This window comes from Streptomyces viridosporus (assembly GCF_002078235.1).
Taxonomy (GTDB): domain Bacteria; phylum Actinomycetota; class Actinomycetes; order Streptomycetales; family Streptomycetaceae; genus Streptomyces; species Streptomyces viridosporus.
Genome location: NZ_MSGP01000796.1, coordinates 1 through 543, shown reverse-complemented (window position 1 = coordinate 543; position 543 = coordinate 1). Strand labels below are relative to the sequence as shown.

1 pseudogene is annotated in these 543 nt (G+C 80.8%); it reads right to left on the bottom strand.

The features are described 5' to 3' along the window. Positions 1-543, bottom strand: a pseudogene (locus tag B7L92_RS37625) (hypothetical protein); the annotation flags it as partial.

Genomic DNA, 543 nt, shown 5'->3' with positions numbered 1-543 from the left:
GGCGGTGGGCGACGCCCAGGACGTCCGCCAGCGCGCCGGCGAGGTCGGCGAGGCGGTAGCCGGGGTCGGCGGAGCGGGCCGCACGCACTCCGGTCACCACGGAGACCGCCGCGGCGGAGGCCCGGGGGAGGCCGGCGAGGCGGGCGGTGTGCGCGGCGTGCAGGAGTTCCGCCTGGAGCACGGCGCCGGCACCGTCCGCGCCGGCTTCCAGGACGGCGGCGGCCGCGTCGCACACCGTTCGGGCGGCGGCGCGCTGTTCGTCGGTGGCGGCCTCGGCCTCCGCCGGTCCCGTCCGGTCCGGCTGCGCCGCCGGTCCCGTCCCCGGCACCGGTTCCGTCCCCGGCCTCGTTCCCGTCCCTTCCCGCGCTTCCGCGGTCTCGGCAGGAGCCGGGGACGGGGGCGGGGCTTCGTCGGCGACCGGTGCGGCCGAGGCCGCCGCCGCCCGGTGCAGGCAGTCGGGGGCCAGCAGGCACCCGCAGCGGATCGCGTCCGCGCCGGTCACCGTCCCGCCGGGCGCGTGCAGGACGACGTCGGTCTCGTCGT